This window comes from Pelomonas candidula (assembly GCF_043555985.1).
In the GTDB taxonomy this organism is placed as follows: Bacteria; Pseudomonadota; Gammaproteobacteria; order Burkholderiales; family Burkholderiaceae_C; genus Pelomonas; species Pelomonas candidula.
In genome coordinates this window covers 1-252 of record NZ_JBIGIC010000089.1, presented here as the reverse complement: position 1 = coordinate 252, position 252 = coordinate 1, and the positions used below count along the sequence as shown (strand labels likewise).

Annotated in this window: 1 pseudogene; it reads left to right on the top strand. The window is 64.7% G+C overall.

The features are described from left to right. Positions 1-65: 65 nt before the first annotated feature. A pseudogene (locus ACG04R_RS28610) lies at positions 66-252 on the top strand (hypothetical protein); the annotation flags it as partial.

The window sequence follows — 252 nt, the reverse complement described above, 5'->3', positions numbered from 1 at the left end:
CGAAATGGGCGGTCACGATGCCGAAACGGCCGGTCACGATGAGCCGAAATCAGCGGTCGGTCACGATGACCGAAATGACCGGTCACGATGCCGAAATCGGCGGTCACGTTGGGCCGAAATACGCAGCTCAGGGCAGTGCCGCGACGGGCGACGCCTACGTGCCGCTGAGCTTCGAACTCGGCGAGGCCTTCCAGTTCGACTGGAGTGAGGAGCCGCTGGTCATCGGCGGCGTGTACCAGCGGCTGCAGGTGG